Source organism: Pseudomonas sp. MOIL14HWK12:I2 (assembly GCF_000510745.1).
In the GTDB taxonomy this organism is placed as follows: domain Bacteria; phylum Pseudomonadota; class Gammaproteobacteria; order Pseudomonadales; family Pseudomonadaceae; genus Chryseomonas; species Chryseomonas oryzihabitans.
On the sequence record NZ_KI783313.1, the window covers coordinates 911,530 to 933,022 of the forward strand.

20 protein-coding genes and 1 tRNA gene are annotated in these 21,493 nt (G+C 65.5%); 13 read left to right on the forward strand and 8 right to left on the reverse strand.

The annotated features are described in order from the left end of the window. Nucleotides 1-21: 21 nt before the first annotated feature. Complete coding sequence (locus tag PSK12I2_RS0120485) at nucleotides 22-348, reverse strand: hypothetical protein (RefSeq protein WP_027599856.1); 327 nt, start codon at nucleotides 346-348, stop codon at nucleotides 22-24. A 172-nt stretch (nucleotides 349-520) separates the two neighbouring features. Here PSK12I2_RS0120485 and PSK12I2_RS25115 point away from each other — a divergent pair, with 172 nt between their 5' ends. From PSK12I2_RS25115 to PSK12I2_RS0120510, 5 genes are all read left to right on the forward strand, one after another. Continuing rightward, nucleotides 521-667 carry a hypothetical protein gene (locus PSK12I2_RS25115; protein WP_165904647.1) on the forward strand — a complete coding sequence of 49 codons (147 nt, stop codon included), beginning with the start codon at nucleotides 521-523 and terminating at the stop codon, nucleotides 665-667. An 89-nt stretch (nucleotides 668-756) separates the two neighbouring features. Then, nucleotides 757-833 (forward strand) — tRNA-Met (locus tag PSK12I2_RS0120495). A gap of 190 nt (nucleotides 834-1,023) precedes the next feature. Then, nucleotides 1,024-3,681: a bifunctional lysylphosphatidylglycerol flippase/synthetase MprF gene (mprF, locus tag PSK12I2_RS0120500; protein WP_027599857.1), complete on the forward strand. Its 2,658-nt coding sequence runs from the start codon at nucleotides 1,024-1,026 to the stop codon at nucleotides 3,679-3,681. Nucleotides 3,682-3,688: 7 nt separating this feature from the next. Continuing rightward, complete coding sequence (locus PSK12I2_RS0120505; RefSeq protein WP_027599858.1) at nucleotides 3,689-4,963, forward strand: virulence factor family protein; 1,275 nt, start codon at nucleotides 3,689-3,691, stop codon at nucleotides 4,961-4,963. 96 nt (nucleotides 4,964-5,059) lie between these two features. After that, on the forward strand, nucleotides 5,060-5,365 hold the full coding sequence (locus tag PSK12I2_RS0120510; RefSeq protein WP_027599859.1) for a hypothetical protein: 306 nt from the start codon (nucleotides 5,060-5,062) through the stop codon (nucleotides 5,363-5,365). 46 nt (nucleotides 5,366-5,411) lie between these two features. Here the strand turns inward: PSK12I2_RS0120510 and PSK12I2_RS0120515 are convergent, their stop codons facing one another. Beyond that, complete coding sequence (locus tag PSK12I2_RS0120515; RefSeq protein WP_027599860.1) at nucleotides 5,412-7,253, reverse strand: potassium transporter Kup; 1,842 nt, start codon at nucleotides 7,251-7,253, stop codon at nucleotides 5,412-5,414. A gap of 306 nt (nucleotides 7,254-7,559) precedes the next feature. Here PSK12I2_RS0120515 and rimO point away from each other — a divergent pair, with 306 nt between their 5' ends. Then, on the forward strand, nucleotides 7,560-8,885 hold the full coding sequence (gene rimO, locus PSK12I2_RS0120520) for a 30S ribosomal protein S12 methylthiotransferase RimO (protein ID WP_027599861.1): 1,326 nt from the start codon (nucleotides 7,560-7,562) through the stop codon (nucleotides 8,883-8,885). A 7-nt stretch (nucleotides 8,886-8,892) separates the two neighbouring features. Here the strand turns inward: rimO and cadR are convergent, their stop codons facing one another. The 3 genes from cadR to PSK12I2_RS0120535 all read right to left on the reverse strand — a co-directional run bounded on the left by cadR (nucleotide 8,893) and on the right by PSK12I2_RS0120535 (nucleotide 11,310). Continuing rightward, nucleotides 8,893-9,363 (reverse strand): Cd(II)/Pb(II)-responsive transcriptional regulator, encoded by a 471-nt coding sequence (gene cadR, locus PSK12I2_RS0120525; protein WP_027599862.1) that lies wholly within the window; start codon nucleotides 9,361-9,363, stop codon nucleotides 8,893-8,895. A gap of 194 nt (nucleotides 9,364-9,557) precedes the next feature. Beyond that, nucleotides 9,558-9,737: a hypothetical protein gene (locus PSK12I2_RS0120530; RefSeq protein WP_007158979.1), complete on the reverse strand. Its 180-nt coding sequence runs from the start codon at nucleotides 9,735-9,737 to the stop codon at nucleotides 9,558-9,560. 169 nt (nucleotides 9,738-9,906) lie between these two features. Beyond that, nucleotides 9,907-11,310, reverse strand: coding sequence for a hypothetical protein (locus PSK12I2_RS0120535; protein WP_027599863.1), 1,404 nt, complete (start codon nucleotides 11,308-11,310; stop codon nucleotides 9,907-9,909). Between the two features lie 136 nt (nucleotides 11,311-11,446). Here PSK12I2_RS0120535 and PSK12I2_RS0120540 point away from each other — a divergent pair, with 136 nt between their 5' ends. After that, nucleotides 11,447-11,698, forward strand: a complete 252-nt coding sequence (locus tag PSK12I2_RS0120540) for a CsbD family protein (protein ID WP_007158981.1) — start codon at nucleotides 11,447-11,449, stop codon at nucleotides 11,696-11,698. 79 nt (nucleotides 11,699-11,777) lie between these two features. On the opposite strand, the gene PSK12I2_RS0120545 is transcribed toward PSK12I2_RS0120540, so the two are convergent. The 3 genes from PSK12I2_RS0120545 to tesB form a co-directional block, all read right to left on the reverse strand. After that, nucleotides 11,778-12,146 (reverse strand): response regulator, encoded by a 369-nt coding sequence (locus tag PSK12I2_RS0120545; RefSeq protein ID WP_027599864.1) that lies wholly within the window; start codon nucleotides 12,144-12,146, stop codon nucleotides 11,778-11,780. 25 nt (nucleotides 12,147-12,171) lie between these two features. After that, a complete protein-coding gene (locus PSK12I2_RS0120550; protein ID WP_027599865.1) occupies nucleotides 12,172-13,620 on the reverse strand; it encodes an ATPase domain-containing protein in 1,449 nt (482 codons plus the stop codon). Between the two features lie 114 nt (nucleotides 13,621-13,734). Next, nucleotides 13,735-14,595: an acyl-CoA thioesterase II gene (gene tesB / locus PSK12I2_RS0120555; protein WP_027599866.1), complete on the reverse strand. Its 861-nt coding sequence runs from the start codon at nucleotides 14,593-14,595 to the stop codon at nucleotides 13,735-13,737. Between the two features lie 171 nt (nucleotides 14,596-14,766). Here tesB and PSK12I2_RS0120560 point away from each other — a divergent pair, with 171 nt between their 5' ends. From PSK12I2_RS0120560 to PSK12I2_RS0120585, 6 genes are all read left to right on the forward strand, one after another. Beyond that, nucleotides 14,767-16,383 (forward strand): histidine kinase famiy protein, encoded by a 1,617-nt coding sequence (locus PSK12I2_RS0120560; RefSeq protein WP_027599867.1) that lies wholly within the window; start codon nucleotides 14,767-14,769, stop codon nucleotides 16,381-16,383. Beyond that, complete coding sequence (locus tag PSK12I2_RS0120565) at nucleotides 16,380-17,012, forward strand: exopolysaccharide biosynthesis protein (protein WP_007158986.1); 633 nt, start codon at nucleotides 16,380-16,382, stop codon at nucleotides 17,010-17,012. The genes PSK12I2_RS0120560 and PSK12I2_RS0120565 overlap by 4 nt, the downstream gene beginning before the upstream one ends. Then, nucleotides 17,009-17,935: a histone deacetylase gene (locus PSK12I2_RS0120570; protein ID WP_027599869.1), complete on the forward strand. Its 927-nt coding sequence runs from the start codon at nucleotides 17,009-17,011 to the stop codon at nucleotides 17,933-17,935. The genes PSK12I2_RS0120565 and PSK12I2_RS0120570 overlap by 4 nt, the downstream gene beginning before the upstream one ends. Nucleotides 17,936-17,947: 12 nt before the next feature. After that, a complete protein-coding gene (locus tag PSK12I2_RS0120575) occupies nucleotides 17,948-18,724 on the forward strand; it encodes an NYN domain-containing protein (protein WP_027599870.1) in 777 nt (258 codons plus the stop codon). A gap of 154 nt (nucleotides 18,725-18,878) precedes the next feature. Further along, nucleotides 18,879-20,120, forward strand: coding sequence for a zinc-dependent alcohol dehydrogenase (locus PSK12I2_RS0120580; protein ID WP_027599871.1), 1,242 nt, complete (start codon nucleotides 18,879-18,881; stop codon nucleotides 20,118-20,120). A gap of 46 nt (nucleotides 20,121-20,166) precedes the next feature. Next, complete coding sequence (locus tag PSK12I2_RS0120585; protein WP_027599872.1) at nucleotides 20,167-21,411, forward strand: TIGR03862 family flavoprotein; 1,245 nt, start codon at nucleotides 20,167-20,169, stop codon at nucleotides 21,409-21,411. The last annotated feature ends 82 nt before the right edge of the window (nucleotides 21,412-21,493 follow it).

The window sequence follows — 21,493 nt, forward strand, 5'->3', positions numbered from 1 at the left end:
CGGCCCCTTGGACTTTCCTGGTCAAACGGTCCGGTCGCGCTGCCCATCGTCGAAAGGTGCACTCTCGTCGCCGGCGATGGCGGTCCGATCTTCTATATGGCCGGAGCGAACATGGCGGGACGTGGTGTCCAGCAATTCCTGCGCAGCGGCGCGGAGCGTCTGCATGTCGTCGACGAGCAATTCGACTTTCTCCACGACCTGAAGTGCCATCTCCGACGCGCCTTTGGCACTGCTGCCGGTCAGCGCCAGGGAAAGATTGCACAACTGGGCGACCAGTGTCGCTATATCGTGATCCATCACGCGCATGATGCGCTGATCCAGACAACTCGAATCCTGGGAAGGCTGCATGAGGTTCTCCATAACACTCATCGAGGATAGCACATGGCCACCACCCGCCTTAGCCGCTTAGCGGCGATTTGCTATCACCTTCTCACTTGATCGAAGAGGCACTCTCATCGGGTTTCCGGACTCTTTGCCGCCAGGACAGGTCGACTGAGGACGTACCTCTAGGAGAACCCTCATGAAACGCCCTCTACTCCTGTCCTCCGCCCTGCTCCTCAGCCTCATGCTGGGTGGCTGCTTCGATCGCGACCAGTCGGATCAACAGAATCGCTCGAGCGGTGAAAAGGCATCCGTGCAGATGCAGAAAAGCGACGGCGACAAGTAGGCCCGCCCCTGCTTGGTAAATAAGCCTTTGATCGCTATTAAATTTTTCTTGACGAATTTTTTCTTGGCCCTATACTGAGCCCCATCGGACGCGGGATGGAGCAGTCTGGTAGCTCGTCGGGCTCATAACCCGAAGGTCGTTGGTTCAAATCCAGCTCCCGCAACCAAATTCGAAAAAACCACTCTCTTGAGTGGTTTTTTTTTGCGCTGAATTTGACCCAGGTCAGATCCAAGCGGTGCGAACTTGGCAGCTGCAAGAGCTACAAAGGTTGGTATAGAGCTTTTTTATCTGTACAAGGCTTGGCAAACCGCGCGCGACCAGTAATCTGACGCGCGTTCCTGTCTAGAGGAGTTTGCATGACTGCACCTGATCCAGCCAAAGAGGTCTCCTCGAAGCCGGCATCCCCTGCGGACCACCCCGTAGCGCCCCCTCAAGCGCTACCCTGGCGCCTTCTGGAGCGGTTGACGGCCTATCGACAACCCATCGAACTGGGCGTCACCCTGGTACTGTTCGCCGCCGCCTTGGTGGTCTGCTGGCACCTGCTCAGCAGCATCGATGGCGAAGCCCTTCACGATGCCCTCCACGATATCCCCCATTCCTCGCTGATCGGCGCCCTCATCGCCGCGGCCGCCGGTTTCACCATCCTGCTCGGTTACGAGTGGTCGGCCATGCGCTTCGCCGACGTCAAGTTGCCGGCCCGAACCTGGACCATGGGTGGTCTTACCGCCTTCGCCATCGGCAACGCGATCGGCCTGTCCATGCTGTCCGGCGGCTCGGTGCGCTATCGCCTCTATGCCCGTCAGGGGCTCAGTGCCCTGGAAGTGGCGCAGATGACGGTATTCTCCAGTCTGGCGCTGGGCACCGCCCTGCCGCCGCTGGCCGCCATCGCCGCCCTGACCAACCTGCCGGCCTCCACCCAGGCCCTGCGCGTGCCGGAAGCGGTCATCGTCACGGTGGCTGCCCTGATCCTGATCGGCTATGCCGTGGGCATCCTGGCGCTGCGTCGCTGGCGCGCGCCCGAGCAGCCCTGCGCCCATGCCCTGCACTTCCGCATCGGCAAGCGCGCCCTGCGCCTGCCGACCCTGCGGCTGTCCGTGCTGCAGCTGGTGATCACCATCCTCGACGTGACCGCCGCCTCGATGGTGCTCTATCTATTGCTGCCCACGGCGCCGCCCTTCGGTGCCTTCCTGCTGGTCTACCTGCTGGCCCTGGCCGCCGGGGTGCTCAGCCATGTTCCAGGCGGTGTCGGCGTGTTCGAAGCGGTACTGCTGGCCGCCTTCGCCAATGAGCTGGGCGCCGCGCAGCTGGCCGCGGCGCTGGTGGTCTACCGCCTCTTCTATGTGCTGCTGCCGTTCGTGATCGCCTGCCTGGTGCTGCTGTTCAGCGAAGGCCGGCGCCTGCTGTCGAACAGCCCGGCCGTACGGGTCGCCTCAGGCCTGGCCGCACCCATCCTCGCCATCCTGGTTTTTTTTTCTGGGGTGGTGCTGCTTTTTTCTGGGGTCACCCCTGAAATAGACACCCGCCTGGAGGGCATGGACTTCCTGCTCCCCCAGCGGCTGATCGATGCCTCCCACCTGGGCGCGAGCCTGATCGGCGTCGTCTGTCTATTGCTGGCGCAGGGATTGCGCCGGCGCCTTTCCGCGGCTTGGGCGGTGACCTTGGTTTTGCTGCTGCTGGGCTGCCTGCTGTCCCTGTTGAAAGGTTTCGACTGGGAGGAAGCCTCCATTCTGGCGATGACGGCCGCGCTGCTTGCCATCTTTCGTAAATCCTTCTATCGCCGCAGCCGGCTGATGGAACAGCCCTTCTCGCCGCTGTACGTGACCGCCAGCATCTGCGTGGTCGCCGCCTCGGTGTGGCTGCTGCTGTTCGCCTACCAGGATGTCCCCTACGAAACGCGTCTGTGGTGGCAATTCGCGCTGGATGCCGATGCCCCGCGCGGCCTGCGGGCCGCCCTGGGCAGCTCCGTCCTGCTGCTGATCATCGCCCTGGGCTGGCTGCTGCGCGCCGCGCCACCGCCCATCGAAGCGCCCACCGGCGCCGAGCTCGAGCGCGCCTTCGGCATCGTGCGCAAGTCCAGCCAGCCGGATGGCGGCCTGGTGATGACCGGCGACAAGGCCCTGCTCTTCCACGAAAGCGACGATGCCTTCCTGATGTACGGACGGCGGGGCCGCAGCCTGATCGCCCTATTCGATCCCATCGGCCGCTCCCAGCCCCGTGCCGAGCTGATCTGGAAATTTCGCGACCTCTGCGACCTGCACCATGCACGACCGGTGTTCTACCAGGTACGGGCGGAGAACCTGCCCTTTTACATGGACATCGGCCTCACCGCGCTCAAACTCGGCGAAGAGGCGCGGGTCGACCTGCATGCCTTCGATCTCGACAGCAAGGGCAAGAAGGACCTCAGATACACCTGGAATCGTGGTCAGCGCGATGGCCTGGCCATCGAATTCCACGCCCCGGGCGAGGCGCCCCTGGACGAGCTCAAGGCCATCTCCGACGTCTGGCTGGAAAGCAAGCAGGTGCGCGAGAAGGGCTTTTCCCTGGGTCGCTTCGATCCGACCTATCTCAGGCACTTCCGCATCGCCGTGGTGCGCTTCCAGGGCAAGGCGGTGGCCTTCGCCAACCTCCTGGAGACCGAACGCCCGGATCTGGCCAGCATCGACCTGATGCGGGTCACCGCGGATGCGCCCAAGCAGACCATGGAATTCCTCATGCTCGGGCTGATCCTGCACTTCAAGGCCGCCGGCTTCGCGCGCTTCTCGCTGGGCATGGTCCCGCTGGCCGGCCTGCATCCCCGCCGCGGCGCCCCCATCACCCAGCGCCTGGGCGCCATGGTGTTCAGACGTGGCGAACAGTTCTATAACTTCCAGGGGCTGCGCCGCTTCAAGGACAAGTTCGATCCGGAATGGGAACCGCGCTACATGGCGGTCCCCGCTGGCCTGGATCCCCTGGTCGCCTTCGCCGATACCGCCGCCCTAATCGCCGGGGGTTATACCGGCCTGGTCAAACGTTGAGACTCCTATGCTGAAACGTGCACTCGCAGTACTGCTCGTCATCCTGCTGATCGCGGGGGGCCTCGGCTGGTGGTGGCTCCATCGCTGGCCCTCGGCGCCCCAGGTCAAGGTCATGGCGCAGCCGGACGGTCGCCTGCTGACCATGGCCGCGCCCAAGGGCGAGCCACACGCTCGCGTGGTTCTGGCCACACCTGCGGATCTGCAGCTGGCGGACGCCGATCTGCTGGGGCTGGCGACCAACACCGGCGCCGAGATCGTCCAGTACGAGGTCCAGGTTTCCAACAACTGCCAGGCGCAGAACGAAGATTTCGCCGCCGCCGCCAAGCAGCTGAGCGGCGCGCCGACCTTTGTCGGCGGCATCGGCCCGGGCGCTGCCCGCGCCTGGCGCTGGCTGGCCACCCAGGACAATCCGAAGGCCGCCGCCCTGAGCGTCGGTTTCAACCTGGAAACCCTGGATTGCCCGGACGCCCTGCGCGCCAAGGCGGCAGCCGGCCAGTGGCACATCGCCTGGAACGATCATCCGACCGATGATTCGGCGATCTTCGTGCGTCAGCAGAGCAATGCCGACCTGACCATCGCCGACTACGGCACCGCCCTGCCGGTGGTGCTGCGCACCCAGCTGAAGAACCGCCTGCTGGGTCAGCACAACGACATCCCGACCATCGAGATGCCGGCCGATCCCGACGTCAAGCCCGGCCATCCCGACGTGGTGACCATCTTCTACTCCGGTGACGGCGGCTGGCGCGACATCGACCGGCTCTCGGCCCAGGCCATGAACGAAGCGGGCTATCCGGTAGTAGGCGTGGATGCGCTGCGCTACTTCTGGCAGCACAAGAGTCCGGAACAGGTGGCCGCCGATCTGGCCAACCTGATGCAGGAATACCGCGAGAAGTGGAACGCCAAGCACTTCGTGCTGGCCGGTTACTCCTTTGGCGCTGACATCCTGCCGGCGGTCTACAACCGCCTGCCCAAGGCGGATCAGGACCAGGTGACCTCGCTGCTGCTGCTGGCTTTCAGCCGCAAAAGCAACTTCGAGATCGCCGTGGAAGGCTGGCTGGGCAAGCCGGGTGACGAAGCCGACACCCTGCCGGAAACCAGCAAGATCCCCGCCGCCAAGCTGTTCTGCGTCTATGGCGAGGAAGAGAAGGACGACAGCGGTTGTACCCAGCCGGGCCAGCCGGGCGAGAAGCTGGGCCGCCCGGGCGGTCACCACTTCGACGAGAACTACGACAAGCTGGCCGACTTCATGGTCAAGGCCATCGAGGCCCGTACGCCGCAATAGCGTATCTTGTCCGGGCCTGCGGGCCCGGACGAACGGCCGGAACAAGGAGCCGGTCTCCCGCGGTCTATGGCTGCAACAGCCACGGAGACCCCCGACATGAGCACACCGCTTTCCGCCGATGCCGCCAGCAAGATCCTGGTGGATGCCTTCCAACCCCTTGGCTGCGTGGTGTCGTCCGGTGCGGATGGCCATGACCTGGCACTGGGCGTGGTGGATGCCCAGGGCAAGACGCTCTATACCGAAGAACAGCTCGGCGAAGCGGACTACGCCGATCCCCTGCGCCTGGCCGGCTACATCGGCACGGTACGCAGCGAGCTGGAGAGCCGGGGCCAGACCCTCGACAGCTGGCAGATGCCCTTCATCACCGATCCCGACGCCCTCCCCCCGCCAGTGTTCAACTAGGCAAAGAAAAGGCCCCTGCTGGGGCCTTTGTGCTTTTCGCGCTCGGCTAGATCTCGACCTGGGTACCCAGTTCGATCACCCGGTTCACCGGCAGCTTGAAGAATCTCAGGTTGCCGTTGGCGTTCTTCATCAGGAAGACGAAGAGATTCTCGCGCCAGGGCGCCATGCCCAGGCGCTTGGAGGCGATGACCGTCTCCCGGCTGAGGAAGTAGGTGGTACGCATCGGCGTGAAATCCAGTCCCGGATAGGGGCAATGGCTGAGCGCCAGGGGAATGTCCGGTTCGTCCATGAAGCCGTAGTGCAGCACCACCCGATAGAAGCCATCACCGAAGTCCTCGACCTCCATGCGCTCGCCGCGCGACACCCGCGGACGATCCTCGTAGCGCACCGTGAGCAGCACCACCTGCTCGTGCAGCACCTGGTTGTGCAGCAGGTTGTGCAGCATGGCGTGGGGGACTACGTCGGTACGGGCGGTCAGGAACACCGCGGTGCCCTTGGCGCGGAACGGCGGTTGGGCGCGGATGCTGCTGATGAAGATCGGTAGCGGCAGCGCGCCGTCGTCCAGGCGCTCCACCACCAGTTGCCGGCCCCGCTTCCAGGTGGTCAACAGGATGAAGATGACGATACCGGCGATCACCGGGAAGGAGCCGCCGGAAAAGATCTTCGGCGCATTGGCGGAGAAGTACAGCACGTCCACCAGCAGGAAGCCGATCAGCAGCGGCACCATGATCCAGCGCGGCCATTTCCACAGCAGCAGGATCACCGCCGACACCAGGCAGCTGGTGATCAGCATGGTGCCGGTCACCGCCACGCCGTAGGCTTCGGCCAGGTTGGCCGAGGACTGGAAGGTCAGGATCAGGAAGATCACCCCCAGCATCAGCGCCCAGTTCATCAGCGGAATGTAGATCTGCCCCTGCTCCTGGCTGGAGGTGTGCTGGATCTGCATGCGCGGGATGTAGCCCAGCTGGATGGCCTGGCGGGTCATGGAGAAGGCGCCGGTGATCACCGCCTGGGAGGCGATGACGGTGGCCAGGGTCGCCAGGCCGATCATCGGCAGCAGCAGCCATTCCGGGGCCAGCAGATAGAAGGGATTGCGCACCGCCGCGGGATCGGCGAGCAGCAGCGCGCCCTGACCGAAGTAGTTGAGCACCAGCCCCGGCAGCACCAGCAGCAGCCAGGCCCGGGCGATGGGCTTGCGGCCGAAGTGCCCCATGTCGGCGTAGAGCGCCTCGGCGCCGGTCAGCGCCAGCACCGCCGCGCCCAGCACGATGAAGCCCTTCACCGGGTTATCGGCGAAGAATTGCACCGCCCAGTAGGGATTGAAGGCCTTGAGCACCTCGGGCTGCTGGACGATGCCATAGACACCCAGGGCGCCCAGGGTGGTGAACCAGAGCACCATCACCGGCCCGAAGAACTTGCCGATGGTGGCGGTACCGCGCTTCTGGATGGCGAAGATGCCGACCAGGATCACCAGCGCGATGGGCACCACCCAGGCTTCCAGACCATCGAAGGCCAGTTCCAGACCCTCCACCGCCGACAGCACCGAGACCGCCGGGGTGATCATGCTGTCGCCGTAGAAGAGTGCGGCGCCGAACAGCCCCAGCAGCACCAGGGTGGTGGACAGGCGCGGCGAGCCCTGGGCGGCACGCCGGGCCAGGGCGGTGAGCGCCATGATGCCGCCCTCGCCCTGGTTGTCGGCACGCATGACGAAGGTGATGTACTTGAGGGTGACGACCCAGATGAGCGACCAGAAGATCAGCGACAGGATGCCGAGCACACTGTCGTGATTCAGCGGCAAGCCGTAGTGCGGCGAAAAGACTTCCTTGAGGGTATAGAGAGGACTGGTGCCGATGTCGCCGTATACCACACCGGTGGCGAGCACGATCATTCCCAAGGCCGAAGGGGCTTTACCACCGTGCTCGTGTTCCGGACGGCTCATGCAGGGCTCCTAGAGTCTAAAATCGGCGCATCCTGCGCCGAAGCGGCGTCAGGATCAAGTTGAAAAGGCCGGTAGCGTGGCGCGCGCAACCTCTCAGCGCAGCGCTTCCAGCACCATAGACTCCTTGGTCGGCAAAAAGCTCTGCGCTGTCGCCAGGACCTGCCTGCCCCTTCCAAGCAGCGGCAGAGATGGCTAGAATCGCGCGTTTTTTGATCAAGGCGCCTCCTGAGCGCCCGCCGAGGTTAGCCCATGTCCATCCAAACGTCCGCCCCCAAGGTCGGTTTCGTCAGCCTCGGCTGTCCCAAGGCCACCGTCGACTCCGAACGCATCCTCACCCAGCTGCGCATGGAAGGCTACGAGATCGTGCCGACCTATGAAGACGCGGACGTGGTGGTGGTCAACACCTGCGGCTTCATCGACAGCGCCAAGGCCGAGTCCCTGGACGCCATTGGTGAGGCCATCGCCGAGAACGGCAAGGTGATCGTTACCGGGTGCATGGGTGTGGACGAGGGCAACATCCGTGGCGTGCATCCCAGCGTGCTGGCGGTGACCGGTCCGCAGCAGTACGAGCAGGTGGTCAGCGCCGTGCACGAGGTGGTGCCGCCGCAGCTGGAGCACAATCCGCTGATCGATCTGGTGCCGCCCCAGGGCATCAAGCTGACCCCGCGCCACTACGCCTACCTGAAGATTTCCGAAGGCTGCAACCACAGCTGCAGCTTCTGCATCATCCCCTCCATGCGCGGCAAGCTGGTCAGCCGCCCGGTGGGCGACGTGCTGTCCGAGGCCGAGCGCCTGGTCAAGGCCGGCGTCAAGGAGCTGCTGGTGATCTCCCAGGACACCAGTGCCTACGGCGTCGACCTCAAGTACAAGCTGGACTTCTGGAACGGCCAGCCGGTCAAGACGCGCATGCTGGAGCTGTGCGAGGCGCTGTCGGGCATGGGCGTCTGGGTGCGCCTGCACTATGTCTACCCCTACCCCAATGTCGACGACGTCATTCCGCTGATGGCCGCCGGCAAGCTGCTGCCCTACCTGGACATCCCCTTCCAGCACGCCAGCCCCAAGGTGCTCAAGTCCATGAAGCGCCCGGCGTTCGAGGACAAGACCCTGGCGCGCATCAAGCGCTGGCGCGAGATCTGCCCGGAGCTGACCATCCGCTCCACCTTCATCGTCGGCTTTCCCGGCGAGACCGAGGAAGACTTCCAGTACCTGCTGGACTGGCTCACCGAGGCCCAGCTCGATCGCGTCGGCTGCTTCCAGTACTCGCCGGTCGAGGGCGCACCCGCCAACGAGCTGGGCCTGGAGCCGGTTGCGGACGAGGTCAAGCAGGAGCGCTGGGAGCGCTTCATGGCGCACCAGCAGGCCATTTCCGCCGCGCGCCTGCAGCTCAAGATCGGTCGCGAGATCGAGGTGCTGATCGACGAGGTGGACGACCAGGGCGCCATCGGCCGTTCCTATGCCGATGCCCCGGAAATCGACGGCAACGTCTATGTCGACAGCGCCAATCCGCTGAAGCCGGGTGACAAGGTCTGGGTGCGGGTCACCGACGCCGACGAGTACGACCTCTGGGCAGAGGCGCTCTGATTCCTAGCTAGTCATGCAGGCGGTGGGTGCCGGGCACATGGGCGTGCCCGGCCGCACTGCAGCTGGCGGTGGTCGCCGATGGCGCCGCCGGCTGACCGAGTTCGCGCAGGATGCCGCAACGGTCCCCTTCGCCCTCTCCCTGGCAGTGGCGCCTCAGAGTCACCAGCTGTTCACGCAGCTGATTCAACTCGCGGATACGCACCTCGACATGATGCAGATGGGCGCCGATCAGGGCGTCCACCTGGGCGCAGCCGGGTTCGCGGGTATCGCGCAGGGCCAGCAGGGCGCGAATCTCTTCCAGCGTCATGTCCAGCGACCGACAATGGCGAACGAAGACCAGGCGCTCGACCTGGCTTTCGTCATAGCTGCGGTAGTTGCTGCTGCTGCGCGCCGCCGGACTCAGCAGCCCTTCGCGCTCGTAGTACCTGATGGTCTCGACGGCGCAATCGGTGCGCCTGGCCAATTCGCCGATCTTCATCATCCTGTCTCGTTGAGCTGAGGTGCACAGCCTGCCGTGCCGGAGCCGCTGCAGCAAGGACGGAAGACGGTCAGGGGGTTGAGGGAGCGACGTTACCGGAGGGGGAAGACATGGATAGTCCGGCTGATGAGGGGCCAGACAGGACGACGCCCCGGCGATGAGTGGGTCGCCGGGGCGTCGAGACAGCCGCCAGATTAGTTGGCGTTGTTCTGGTAGAGCGCGGATACCCGGTTGGGATGCTCCGACTGGAATTGGGCTTGAGCGTTGGCGCGAATCGACTTGCTCGACATATCGCGGCTGGCGGCGGACGCCGTGCCCGACAGCAGACCCATGAACAGGACGGCGACGATGGCTTGGACACCCAGGACTTTCATAGCGAATACCTCTTGGTTGTGCTGTTTCGATAGACACAGCGTACTCCCAGTACTAATTCGCCAAAAAGAGTCCTTTTAGAGAGTGATATTTACCTCTGAGGAAAATATCACCTGGGAACTTCCAGACTTCATGCAGCAGCCCCCGGCCTGACCAGGGGCTCTGGGCCGGCTATCGCAGGTCGCTAAGGTGCTTTTCCAGGCCCATGGCGCGTCCGGCTCCGACACTGGTCAGGTGGAAGAAGCCGTAGTCCTCCAGGTAGGTCCAGCGACTCAGGGGGCCATGGCCCGCCTCGCCATGCCGGCACTCCAGGGTCTTGGCCCGGCCGCTGAGGCTGGCCAATACCCGGCGCGCCTCGCCGTCGCCCACCACCTTGCAAGACAGCCTGATCTCGCGCTGCTCGGCGCCCTTGAGATTGCCGGTCAGGGTCTGCCGCGCCTGGTAACCGACCTGGCTGCCAACGGCGAGGGCGCGCCAGTCGCCGCTGAAGGTCAGCTGATCCAGGCTGGCGACTTCTTCCACCGGCAGGTTGCCGTTGTCGATACGGGTACGGCGTACCAGGTCGATCAGCCCGCGCCAGGTGAGCGAATCGACCCGGGCCGCCTTGCCTTGGGCACTGAAGCGCAGCAGTCCGGGCTGGGCGCCAGGGCTGACCTGCACCTCTTCGCGATAGGCATGGGTCTGGCCTTCGTAGCGGCTCTCGCCCTCCTCCACGAAGCGCTGCACAGCCACCCGCGGCGCGGGCAGCGCCAACGCCTTGAGCGCCTGCAGGGGCTGCGCCTGGGCCGCGGGTAGTTCGCCGGGAGGCGGCGGAGCAGCCGGCGGTGTGGCGGCGGCCCTGACCTCTTCCATGCGCGGCGTAGCCAACAAGGCGTCTCGCCGATCACAGGCGGCTTCCAGCAGGGTACGCCGTTCGGCCGGCGCCGCCGTGAAGGCTTCCTGGCCCTGGGCGCTCGGCTGGCTGTCGGTCACCCGCCCCGCATCGTCCAGGCCGTAGCGCGCCAGTAGCAGGTAACGGCGCGCCGTACAGTCGGCCGCCAGGGATTCGCGCCACTGGCGCACCGGAGCACCGTAGCGTGGCGTCTGCAGGACGACGGGCAGTTGCTGACCCGCCCAGAAACGGCGCACGCCGTTATCGTCCACCAGGCTGTTGCGGTCGATCACCAGGGTGTCGCCGCCGGGGCCCCTGGCGAGGGCGCGCCAGTCGGCATTGGCGGGCCGGGCGCAGAGCGCCGCCACATCGGGACGCTGCTTGAGCGCCGCGACCTTGGCCGCGCTCAACGGCAAGGGCGCGGCATAGGCATTCACCCGCCCCGGATAGACCCGCTGAGCGCCATCCAGGTAGAGCAACTCGGCCTGGTCAGCCACGCAATCCAGGGAGACCAGGGCGGAGCCGCCATCGGCCAGGGCGAGCGCCATCTGCAGACGCGAACCCTCGCGCAGAACGCTCTCGGCGATGATAGGACGGGCGAAGAGGTCGTCGGCCCCGGTCGGGGCTTCGGCCGGCGGCTGCTGAGTGCTGCAGCCCGCCAGGAGCGACAGCAGGCAAAGGGCGGAAAAACGGCTGGAGATCATGGATCCTCTCGGCAGGGAACCGCGATACACGTCGCGAACAGCAAATTGACCTGAACGAAATGCGTCTGGCGCGGATCAATAAAGGAAGCATGCCGCTTGGCATGACCTCCCCCGTTTCCCCACACGAGGTGCATTTATGAATACCGATCAGATCATAGGCAATGCCAAGGACGCTACCGGCAAGGTCCAGGATAGCTTTGGCGCGGCGACCGGCAATGCCGACTGGCAAGCCCAGGGCAAGGCCCGTCAGCTGGAAGGCAAGCTGCAGGAGCAGTATGGCCAGGCCATCGACTGCGCGCGCAACGTGACCGCCGACAAGCCCTTCACTGCCCTGGCCATCGCCGGCGGCGTCGGCTTCGTGCTGGGCGTACTGCTTTCGCGCTCCTGATCGGAGACGCGGGGCTGGCCGCTGCGCCAGCCCCATAGCAAAAAGGCCTGTCTAGACAGGCCTTTTTGCTATGGGTTCGTCATTGCTCCAGGGTCACCAGGTGCTTGTGCACCGCATCGACGATGTCGCTGATGTTGAACGGCTTCTGAAACACGCAATCGAACAGCTCCGAACTCTCCTGAGCCAGATGCGCCTGGGCGCCGCTCATGAGGATAATGGGCAGATGCTGCAAGCCCTGACGTTCACGCAGGGCCTCTGCCAGCTCGCGGCCGTTCATCACCGGCATCATGAAATCGGTGATGACCAGGGACGGTAGTTCGCGATCGAAGACGTCAAGCGCTCGGCGACCATTGCTCGCCTTGACCACCATGTAGCCTTCGTCTTCGAGGGCGAAGGCCAGGATGTCCGCTATCAGGAATTCGTCATCGACTACCAGTATCGTCGTCATCTGGAGATTCTCCCACCCGACGCGATCATGGTTGTGTGGAGGGCATGGCTGAACCTGAAAGTACCTTCACCATGTCTTTGAATGCCTTTTTCAGTTCGATTCCCGAGTCGTCGATGATCAGTTCGCACAGCGCTGGATCGTAGATGCTGTCCCTGACCTTGAGGATCGACAGCACCCGCTTGATCTCGGCCTCGGCCTCGACGAATCGCAGCAAAATCAGATTGTCCACCATGCTGGAAAGTTCGGGCGCCGGCGCGGCGATGTCCGCGCCAAAGACGTCGCGCAATTCCCAGGTGGCTAGAACTGTGACGCCCTGGGTGCGCAGCTCGTTCAGTAGCGCGCTGAAGTATTCGATGAGCCGTCCTTGCGGCAGGGCGAAGCGGGCGATGGCGCCCAGGCTGTCGATCACCAGCCGCTTGATGCCGTGCCGTCTGACCATGGCCAGCAGCTCGAGACCGACCTCGTCGAGGCGCATCTCGGTGGTCGGTTGCCAGTGCAGATGCAAGGCGCCCTCGTCGACCCGGCTGGCCAGGTCGAGGCCCAGGGCGCTCGCCTTGAGCAGCAATCGCTCCGGCGGTTCGTAGAAGCCGAACATCAACGCGGGCGCTTCCGGCGTGCAGGCCGCCAGGAAGTTCAGGCTGATGGAGGTCTTGCCGGCACCCGATGGCCCCATGAGCAGGGTGGTCGAACTCTCCGGCAGGCCGTTTTCGATCATCGCATCCAGCGACGCCATGCCACTGGGCACGCGCTGGTGACCGACGCGATAGGTCGCGCCGGCCGAAGGATCGCGATACAGCGCCTCGAGGCGCGGAAACACGGTGATGCCGGCATCGGAGATGGTGAATTCGTGAAAGCCCGGCAGCGCGCCGCTGCCACGGGTCTTGCGCAACGCCAGGCGGCGGATGGTGCGACTGCCGATTTCTTCCTCGTGCAGATCCAGCACACCATCGACCATGGTGTGTTCCGGGCTGCCGTCCTCGAGACGCGCGCTGGTGAGAAAGATGACCGTGCAACCGGCGAAGGCCGCATGCCCCTGCAACTCGGCGATGAATTTCTTGGTGTCGATCGGCGTTTCCGCGCGCGACCGGGCATTGAGCAGGCCATCGACCACCAGCAGACTGGCCTTCTGCCGGCTGATCTCGCGACGCAGCAGGCGGACCACCTCGTCCAGCCCCTCACCTTCCATGGTATCGAAGGCACTCAGGTATTGGACCTGGTCGCCGATGCAGGAGCGGTCGAAGAAATCCAGCGTGGAAAAGAACTGGAACATCCGCTCGTGGGTTTCCGACAGCATGGTGGCGAACAGAACCCGCCCACCGCCGCGCACATGGTTGAAGGCGATCTGGTTGGCCATGATCGATTTGCCGGAACCCGGACGCCCCTGGATGACATAGGACGCACCTGCAACCAGGCCTCCCTTCAAGATCTCATCCAGCCCCTGGATACCGGTTACGACGCGCGCGAGTCGATTCAAGAACGATGCCTCAAACTAATGTTGTGCCTGGGACGCCTAGCCGCGGGCATCCAGTCCTTCGCAGGCAAGAGCCTATAAGGGTGATAACCAAATAGCCAGCCGGACGGCTGGATCTCAGCCGCGTTTGCGAATCAGTCCTTCCTGGGCCACCGAGGCCACCAGCTGACCCGCGCGGTTGTAGATGCTGCCGCGGCACAGACCGCGGGCACCACCGGCCCAGGGGCTGTCGATGGCGTACAGCAGCCAGTCGTCCAGGCGGAAATCGCGGTGGAACCAGACCGCATGGTCGAGGCTGGCGATCTGCAGCGAGCGGTCCCAGAAGCTGGTGCCATGGGGCAGCAGCGAACTGGGCAGCAGATTGAAGTCCGAGGCGTAGGCCAGCAGATAGCGATGCAGGGCCGGCTGGTCCGGCAGGTCGCCGGTGGCGCGGAACCAGACGTGGCGGACCGGTTCGGTGGGCTGCGGCTGGAAGGGGTCGGTAAAGACCACCGGGCGCATCTCGATCGGGCGCGGGCCGAGCAGCTTGTCGCGCAGCGGCGCAGGAATCAGCTCGGCATAGCGCTGGGCGTGGGCGATTTCCGATTGCAGGGTCTCGGGTGCCGGTACCTCCGGCATGGTCGTCTGATGCTCGAAACCCGGCTCCTCGATATGGAAGGAGGCGCTGCAGAAGAAGATCGGCTGCTCGCCCTGGAAAGCGGTGACCCGGCGCGTGGAAAAGCTGCCGCCGTCGCGAATGCGATCCACCTGGTAGGTCACCGCCTCGACCGCCGACCCGGCGCGCAGGAAGTAACCGTGCAGCGAGTGCACCCGGCGCTCCACCGGCACGGTCTGGCTGGCCGCCGACAGCGCCTGCCCCAGGACCTGACCACCAAAGAGCTGGGGAAAGCCCAGATCCTGGCTGCCGCCCCGATACAGATCGGGGGCCAGGGATTCGAGGGTCAGTAGATCGACCAGGTTGTCCAGCACCTTGCTCATGGGTAGGGTTCCTTGACAGAGAGCGATCATCATACGCAAAACCGGTCAAATCCTGTGCGTTCGCCGTGCTTCCAGACACATTGCTCATCGTATGACGATAACTGGTGGAGCTTGTGGCCGTATAAAGGGTCACAATAAAGGTATCGCTGTCCGCTCGCAGGCTTCCTCTCCATGACCGAAACCGCAAACGCTTCGTCTTCCCACCCCGCCGCGGCCCAGATCGCGGAGCTGGGCAAGGGTCTCGGCCACGACGACATCTTCTTTGCCGCCGTGAAGAAGACCCGGATGCCGATGATCGTGACGGATCCGCACCAGCCGGATAACCCGATCATCTTTGCCAACGAGTCCTTCCTGCGTACCACCGGTTATGCCCTGGACGAGGTGCTGGGTCGCAATTGCCGCTTCCTGCAGGGACCCGACACCCGCCAGGAGCACATCGCCGAGATCCGCAACGCCATCCGCGAGCAGCGCGACTGCGACATCGAGTTGCTCAATTACCGCAAGGACGGCTCGACCTTCTGGAATGCGCTGTTCATCTCGCCGGTGCTCGATCCCGCCGGCCAGCTGCGCTACTACTTCGCCTCGCAGCTGGACGTCTCCCGCCGCCGCGACGCCGAAGACGCCCTGCGCCAGGCGCAGAAGATGGAAGCCCTGGGTCAGCTCACCGGCGGCATTGCCCACGATTTCAACAACCTGTTGCAGGTGATGGTCGGCTACCTGGATATCCTGAGGATCAATCTGGACCGCCCGGAACTGGACAGGGACAAGGCCAAGCGCCATGTCGACAACACCCGCGACGCGGTGAATCGGGCGGCGACCCTCACCCAGCAGCTGCTGGCCTTCGCCCGCAAGCAGCGCCTGACCGGGCGCGCGGTGGACCTGAACAAGCTCATCAATGCCCGCCAGAGTCGCTTGGCCCAGGCCCTGGGCGGCCCCTTCCGCTTCATCTTCCGCCCGGCACCGGCGCTGTGGAATTGCCGGCTTGATCCGATCCAGCTGGAGACGGCGCTGCTCAACATCGTCGACAACGCTCGCCTGGCCATGCAGGAGCGCGGCACCGGCACCCTGACCCTGGAAACCCTCAACGTCGAGGTCAATGGCCAGGACCTGGCCCATGGCGGCCTGGCCCAGGGGCATTATGTCTGCATCGCCCTGACCGACACCGGCTGCGGCATGTCGACCGACGTGCTCGGGCGCGCCCTGGACCCCTTCTTCACCACCCGCGACGAAGGCCAGGGCAGCGGCCTGGGCCTGTCCATGGTCTACGGCTTCCTCAAGCAGTCGGGCGGCCTGGTCAGGCTCTATTCCGAGGTCGGCATAGGTACCTCGGTGCGTCTCTACTTCCCCGTTTCCGAAGAGGAGGCGCGCGAACACCCGGCGCCCCTGCCGACCCCGCACGAGGACGGCGGCGGTTCCGAGACCATCCTGGTGGTGGACGATCGCCCGGACGTGGCGGCCCTGGCCCAGGCCATCCTGGAAGAGACCGGCTATCAGGTGCTGGTCGCCCACAATGGCCAGCAGGCGCTGGACATTCTCGCGCGCGAACCCACCATCGACCTGCTGTTCAGCGATCTGATCATGCCTGGCGGCATGAATGGCGTGATGCTGGCCAAGGAGGCCCAGCGGCGGCAGCCCGAGTTGCGCATCCTGCTCACCACCGGCTACGCCAACAACGCCCTGGAACTGGAAGAAGGCAACGGCGAGCGTTTCCCCATCCTCAACAAGCCCTATGGCCGCCAGGACCTGACCCGCTGGATCCGCCGCATGCTGGACAGCGCCCAGCCATGAAAGAGGAGGCCCTGGAGCGCGAGCCCGCCAGCTGCGACACCGGGCAGGATGGCCCGGTGGACCTCCAGAGCTTTCTGGCCTGCCTGGAGCGGGTGGGCAACAGCCCCAGCCAGGTTTCGGTGCAGCACCTGATCGACGCCATCGGCAGTCGCTCCTTCGGCCCCATGATCCTCCTGCCGGGCGTGCTGGCGATCTCGCCGCTCACCGGCATTCCCGGTATCGCCACCGCCATCGCCGTCTTCGTGATGCTGGTGAGCGGTCAGCTGCTACTGGGGCGCGACCACTTCTGGCTGCCGCGCTGGGTGCTGCAGCGCTCCGTCTCCCGCGGCAAGCTGCGCAAGTCGCTGCGGCTGCTGCAGAAGCCGGCGCGCTGGGTCGACAAGGTGGTCAAGTCGCGGCTGCGGGTACTCACCTCGCGCCCGGCGCACTTCGTCACCGCCCTGCTCTGCATCCTCATCGCCGCGACCATGCCGGTGCTGGATCTGGTGCCCTTCGCCAACACCACGGCGGGGCTGGCGCTGACCTCCTTCGCCCTGTCGCTGATCGCCCGCGACGGCCTGCTGTTTCTCCTGGCGCTGGGTTTCTGTACCGGTATCCTCTGGTTCATCCTGGAGCTTCTGGTGTTTTGAACACACGCCTGCCCCTGGTCTACCACGAGGACTACAGTCCGCCCTTCCCCGCTGGCCATCGTTTTCCGATGGAGAAATTCCGGCTGCTGCACGAACACCTGAGTGCCAGCGGCATCCTGGGCGCGGACAACTGGCAACGGCCCGAACTCTGCCCGGACGAGCTACTGGCGCTGGCGCATGCCCCTGATTACATCCAGGCGTTCAAGGCCGGCGAACTGCCGCCGCCGCTGCAACGCCAGCTGGGCCTGCCCTGGAGCGCAGCCCTGGTGCGCCGCACCATCCGCGCCGTGGGCGGTTCCCTGCTCACCCTGGAGCTGGCGCTGCGTCATGGCCTGGCCTGCCACCTCGCCGGGGGTACCCACCATGCCCATCACGACTATCCGGCCGGCTTCTGCATCTTCAACGACCTGGCGATCCTGGCGCTGTCGCTGCTGGAAAGCGGACGCGCCGGACGGGTGCTGATCCTGGACTGCGACGTCCACCAGGGCGACGGCACGGCGCGCATCCTCGCCGAGGTGCCCGACGCCGTCACCGTCTCCCTGCACTGCGCCACCAACTATCCGGCGCGCAAGGCGCAAAGCGACTGGGACATCCCCCTGCCCCGCGGCCTGGACGACGCCGGCTACCTGCGGGTGCTCGACGACGCCCTGGGCTACCTGCTGCCGCTCCATCAGCCCGACGTGGTGCTCTACGACGCCGGGGTGGACGTCCATCGCGACGACGCCCTGGGCTATCTCGAATTGACCGATGCCGGTCTCGCGGCGCGCGACGGTTTCGTCTTGCGGCGCTGCCTGGCGGCGGATATACCCGTGGTGGGGGTGATCGGCGGCGGCTATTCGGCCGATCGCCTGGCCCTGGCCCGTCGTCACGGCATCCTCCATCACACGGCGACCCAGGTCTGGCACGAGCTCGGCCTGCATTGAACAGGAGTTTCCATGAGCAAGACCGCCAAGACACCCGAATCCAGCCAGGCACGCCTGGCCGTGCTGATCGACGCCGACAACGCCCCCGCGGCCATCGTCGATGGCCTCATGGCCGAGATCGCCCGCTTCGGCGTGGCCAGCGTCAAGCGCATCTACGGTGACTGGACCCAACCCCAGCTCAACAGCTGGAAGAAGGTGCTGCTCGACCACTCCATCCAGCCGGTTCAGCAATTCGGCTACACCAAGGGCAAGAACGCCACCGACAGCGCCCTGATCATCGACGCCATGGACCTGCTCTACACCCGCCGCTTCGACGGCTTCTGCCTGGTCTCCAGCGACAGCGACTTCACCCGCCTGGCGGCGCGGCTGCGCGAGGAAGGACTGACGGTCTACGGCTTCGGCGAGGAGAAGACGCCGGATCCCTTCGTTTCGGCCTGCGACAGGTTCATCTACACCGAGATCCTCAGGTCCAAGCCGCGGGAGGAACCGCGCGAGGCCGCCGGCGCCAGCGACAAGCCCGTCACCACCAACCGCGGCAAGCCCAAGCTGAGCACCATCCTCAAGCTCATCGAGCAGGCGGTGGAAGACGCCTCCGACGAAGGCGGCTGGGCCAATCTGGGCATGGTCGGGGCCAACCTCGGCAAGGTGCGTCCGGATTTCGACGCCCGCCTCTATGGGCACCGCAAATTCAGCGGCCTGGTCAAGGCCCATGGCGATCGTTTCGAAGTCCAGGAACGCGATCCCGCCGACGGCAGCGCCGGCAAGGCCGTCTATATCCGCAACCGCTGACGCCGCTGCGCCTGCCCGGCTCTGGCCCGGGCAATAGCGGCGAAAAGTCGCGAACTGTCGCTATCAGATCGCCATACCACCGGTCCGACCTCGCGGAACCGCTCGGCTTACGGCGGCCTCCACCCTAGGTGCTTACCGCCCTACGGAGACCGCCATGCGAGCCTTGACCTACCACGGTGCCCACGATGTCCGCGTCGATACCGTCCCCGATCCGACCATCCAGGACGCCGACGACATCGTCCTGCGGGTGACGGCCACGGCCATCTGCGGTTCGGACCTGCACCTCTACCGCGGCAAGATTCCCACCGTCGAACACGGCGATATCTTCGGCCACGAATTCATGGGCATCGTCGAGGAAACCGGCCCGGCCGTCACTGCCGTGCAGAAAGGCGACCGGGTGGTGATTCCCTTCGTCATCGCCTGTGGCAGCTGCTTCTTCTGTAACCAGGATCTCTACGCCGCCTGCGAGACCACCAATACCGGTCGCGGCGCCATCCTCAACAAGAAACAGATCCCGCCGGGCGCGGCGCTGTTCGGCTTCAGCCACCTTTATGGCGGCGTGCCGGGCGGCCAGGCCGAATACGTGCGGGTGCCCAAGGCCAACACCGGTCCCTTCAAGGTGCCCGGCACCCTGGCCGACGAAAAGGTGCTGTTCCTGTCCGACATCCTACCCACCGCCTGGCAGGCCGTGCTCAACACCGGCATCGGCCAGGGATCGAGCATCGCCATCTATGGCGCCGGCCCGGTCGGCCTGCTGTCCGCGGCCTGTGCGCGGATGCTGGGCGCCGAGCGCATCTTCATGGTCGATCACCACCCCTATCGGCTGGCCTATGCCCAGCAGACCTATGGCGTCATCCCGATCAACTTTGACGAAGACGACGACCCGGCCGCCACCATCATCGAGCAGACGCCCGGCAAGCGCGGCGTCGACGGCGTGGTGGATGCGGTGGGCTTCGAGGCCAAGGGCAGCACCACCGAGACCATCCTCGCCAATCTCAAGCTGGAAGGCAGCAGCGGCAAGGCCCTGCGCCAGTGCATCGCCGCGGTACGCCGTGGCGGTACCGTGAGCGTACCGGGCGTCTATGCCGGCTTCATCCACGGCTTCCTGTTCGGTGACGCCTTCGACAAGGGCCTGACCTTCAAGATGGGCCAGACCCACGTGCAGCGTTATCTGCCGGAGCTGCTCGAACACATCGAACGCGGTGACCTGGCGCCAGAGGCTATCATCACCCACCGGATGTCCCTGGAGCAGGCGGTCGAGGGCTACAAGATCTTCGACAAGAAGCAGGAGGACTGCCGCAAGGTGATTCTCACGCCCGGGCGCAACGATCCGCTGATTCCCGAACGACTGGAAGAGCCCCTAGCGGCGCCCCTGGGCCAGGCCGGCGTGGTCTAGTCGTGTCGCGTACAATGGCGGTTTTCCTCAGCTCCTGGATGCCGCCATGTCTCTCCTCTCCGCCACGCCCGCCGTCGCTGTCATCGGGGGCGGCCCTGCCGGGCTGATGGCGGCCGAGACCCTGGCCGCTGCAGGCGTTCCTGTGGATCTCTTCGATGCCATGCCTTCGGTGGGCCGCAAATTCCTGCTCGCCGGCGTGGGTGGCATGAACATCACCCATGCCGAGGAGCAGTCTGCCTTTCGCCAGCGTTATCGCGAGCGTGAGAGCGGCGTCAGCCCCTGGCTCGACAGCTTCGACAGCAACGCCCTGCGCGCCTGGATCCATGAGCTGGGTATCGAGACCTTTGTCGGCACCTCGGGCCGGGTGTTTCCCGCCGACATGAAGGCCGCACCCCTGCTGCGTGCCTGGCTGCATCGCCTGCGCGACCAGGGCGTACGCATCCATACCCGCAGCCGCTGGCTGGGCTGGGACGCCGAGGGCCGGCTGCGCCTGGCCACCCCGGAGGGCGAGCGGCTCCTGCAGCCCCAGGCTACGGTACTGGCGTTGGGCGGTGGCAGCTGGCCGCGGCTGGGCTCGGATGGGGCCTGGCAGGCGCTGCTCGCCGCGCGAGGAGTCGAACTGCGCCCGCTGGAACCGGCCAATTGCGGTTTCGAGGTGGCCGGCTGGAGCGATTTCCTCAAGACCCGCCATGCTGGCGCGCCAATCAAGCCCGCGGCCCTGGCCCTGGCGGGTCAGCCGCCACGCCAGGGCGAATTCGTGCTCACCGACACCGGGATCGAGGGCAGCCTGGTCTATGCGCTGTCCGCCGAAATCCGCAAGGCCATCGAACGGGATGGCCAGGCGACCCTGAGCCTGGACCTGGCGCCGCAGCGTGACCTGGCGGAACTCGGCCGGGCCCTGGCCAGGCCCCGCGGCAGCCAGTCCCTGGCCAACCACCTGCGGCGCCACGCCGGGATCGACGGCGCCCGGGCCGCCCTGCTCCGCGAACTGGCCCCGCCAGAGACCTTCCAGGACATGGGCCGGTTGGCCCAGGCCTGCAAGGCCGTGCCCCTCACCGTGGTCAGAGCGCGGCCCCTGGCGGAAGCCATCAGCAGCGCCGGCGGTGTACCCCTGGAAGCGCTGGACGACGGCCTGATGCTCCGGCAGCTGCCGGGAGTCTTCTGCGCCGGCGAGATGCTCGACTGGGAGGCGCCCACCGGCGGCTATCTGCTCACGGCCTGCTTCGCCAGTGGCCGGGCAGCGGGCCAGGGCGTGCTGCGCTGGCTGGCCGATGGCGGCAGCTCGGCCTGAGCGGTCCCGTCGCGATGCGCCTCTACCGTTCGCGGCCGGCTCCCGTGCTGCCAGACGGCGATCAGCGGCGGTAACATAGGCA